The sequence below is a fragment of the Erythrobacter sp. HI0063 genome (assembly GCF_001635685.1).
Taxonomy (GTDB): domain Bacteria; phylum Pseudomonadota; class Alphaproteobacteria; order Sphingomonadales; family Sphingomonadaceae; genus Qipengyuania.
Genome location: NZ_LWFF01000027.1, coordinates 1 through 2,500 on the forward strand (window position 1 = coordinate 1; position 2,500 = coordinate 2,500).

A 2,500-nucleotide genomic window follows, 5' to 3' on the forward strand; every position below is an offset into this window, starting at 1 on the left:
CGCGATCAGGGAAGCGGTGGCTGCCGGTCTGTTGGATACGGAGGCCAAGCTTTCCATCAACTTCATGCCCAACGCCGTCTACTCGCCCCTTGCCTGCATCAAGCTGACGATGGAAACGGCGCTCGAAACGGGCCTTCCGACCAATCGGCTCATCTTCGAATTCACCGAAAACGAGCGGTTGGACACCGACCATGTGCGCAGCATCGTCAGGGCTTATCAGGCGCTTGGATTCACGACCGCCATTGACGATTTCGGTTCGGGCCATGCGGGCCTCGGCCTCTTGGCCAATTTGCAGACCGACGCAATCAAGCTCGATATGGATTTGATCCGGAATCTCGACACGTCCCTTGCGCGGCGCCAGATCGTCAAAAGCCTGGTGAACCTGTCCCGCGAAATGGGATTGCTTCTGGTGGCCGAAGGGATCGAGACACAAGAGGAACTGCGCGTTCTGGAAGATATCGGCGTGCGTTATGTGCAGGGCTATCTCTTCGCGCAGCCCCAGATCGGGACCCTCCCCCACGTGGGCGAAATCGTCCCGGCATTGCGCTCAGCTGGCTAGGCAGAGGCCAGCCTGCCGACCGGCAGGCTGACGGATCAAGCCGCCGAGAAGCGCTCGATATCCGCGATCCGGCCGGAGACGACCAATTCGTCGTCCGGAAAGATGATGGTGTCTGGCACGGCGTGGATGAAGTTCTCGCCTTCCCGCTTCACACCCACCACGGTCACATCGAACTTCTTGCGGCATTCGCTGGTGACGAGCGGAAGTCCGACGATCGGTTCCGGCGCCTTCAGGCGGGCGATCGCGAATTCATCTCCGAAAGCGATGAAATCGAGCAGCCTTTCGTTGAGCAGATGGGCGACACGTTCGCCCATGCGCTGTTCGGGAAAGACGACGTGGCTGGCGCCTATCCTTTCCAGAATACGCGCATGCTTGTCATTGGTCGCCTTGGCCCAGATATTGGTCAGCCCGAGATCGGAAAGGGCGAGCACGGCCAGCACGCTGGCTTCGATATCGGTCCCGATCGCAACAACCGCAGCTTCGAAACCGGCGACACCCAGGCGATCGAGAGTGGTCTTGTCGGTGCAGTCCGCTTCCACCGTCTTGGTTAGCTCGCCTGCGAATTCGTGAACCAGGCGCGCATCGGTGTCCGCGCCCAAAACCTCATGGCCCATCCGCTCCAGCGTTTGCGCCACGGCACCGCCGAAGCGTCCCAGGCCGACGACCAGCACGGGCTTTCGATGTCTAGCCGACAATCGGATTCTCCTCCGGATAGCGATAGGGACGCTCGCGCCCGCCCAAGGCAAGCGCAGTCGCAACGGTGATGGTTCCCACGCGCCCCACAAACATAAGGACGCACAGCACCAGCAGCGCCGTAGGCGGCAGATCTCCGGTAATGCCAGTCGACAGACCCACCGTGCTGAAAGCGGATATGCATTCGAACAGAATATCGTCGAGCGGCAAAGGGGAGATCGAGGCGATATAGCTCGTCGCGACGAATATAAGCGACGCGGCCAACACCGTCACCGACAAGGCCTGTCGCTCGACCGCGCGGCCGAAACGCCGCTGGAACAGGCCGGCATCGCGGCGGCCAAGCACCTCGGACAGGACGATCGCGAAGAGGACCAGGAAAGTGGTGACCTTGATGCCACCAGCTGTGCCTGCACTACCCCCGCCGACGAACATCAGGAAGAAATTCGTCATGAGCGTCTCGTCGTGCAAGCCGCCGACATCGAGGCTGTTGAATCCGGCGGTGCGCGGCATGACGGAATGGAAGGCGGCGTTCAGCACCTTCGCGCCGACGCCCATCGGTCCCAAAGTGGCGGGATTGTTCCACTCCATCGCGAGGATCGCGAGGAAGCCGGACACCAGCAAGGCCACCGTCCCCGTCACAGTGATCTTGGTATGCAGAGACCAGCGCCGCCAGCGTAGATGATGACGCCGGATGTCCTGCATCACAGGGAAGCCGAGTGCCGTCAGGATGACCGACAGCATGATCGGACCCAAGATCATCGGATCGTTCTGAAATCCCATCACGCTGTCGGAGAAACTCGAAAATCCGGCATTGTTGAAGGCGCTTATCGAATGGAACAGGCCGTGCCAGGCGGCCTCACCGAAGGGCATACCGTATCTCAGAGCAAACCGTAGCGCGAGAACCACTGCGACGATCGCCTCGACCGCTATGGTGATTGCGAAGACCAGCTTGAGCACCGAAGCCGCATCGCCCGTATCGAGCCGATTGCGCTCCACCTGCGTCGCCATCCGGTCACGCAATCCGAAGCCGCGCCCCGCCATCAGGCCCAGAAGCGTCGCCGCAGTCATGATGCCGAACCCGCCGATCTGGAACAGCACCATGATCGTCGCCTGACCGAAGGGGGACCAAAAGACCGGCGTATCGACGACGATGAGGCCAGTGACTGCCACTGCTGAGGTAGACGTGAAAAAAGCCGTAAGCAGGGGTGCGGTTGAACCGTCTGTTGTGGCGATCGGCAGGCTTAGTAC

The 2,500-nt window shown here is 61.0% G+C and carries 3 protein-coding genes (1 of these 3 cut by a window edge); 1 reads left to right on the forward strand and 2 read right to left on the reverse strand.

Going from position 1 to position 2,500, the window contains the following annotated elements; translation table 11 throughout:
• Positions 1-559: EAL domain-containing protein (locus tag A3736_RS01370; RefSeq protein ID WP_067678303.1), on the forward strand; the 559-nt coding region annotated here is incomplete at its 5' end.
• Between the two features lie 35 nt (positions 560-594).
• On the opposite strand, the gene A3736_RS01375 is transcribed toward A3736_RS01370, so the two are convergent.
• Together A3736_RS01375 and A3736_RS01380 are read right to left on the reverse strand one after the other, a co-directional pair.
• On the reverse strand, positions 595-1,230 hold the full coding sequence (locus A3736_RS01375; protein ID WP_233999148.1) for a TrkA family potassium uptake protein: 636 nt from the start codon (positions 1,228-1,230) through the stop codon (positions 595-597).
• A 13-nt stretch (positions 1,231-1,243) separates the two neighbouring features.
• A protein-coding gene (locus A3736_RS01380) for a TrkH family potassium uptake protein (protein WP_067678306.1) crosses the window boundary here: on the reverse strand, positions 1,244-2,500 show its 3' portion. Its footprint extends 72 nt past the window's final position; the window shows 1,257 of its 1,329 coding nt (coding positions 73-1,329); its start codon lies off the right edge, out of view; its stop codon occupies positions 1,244-1,246.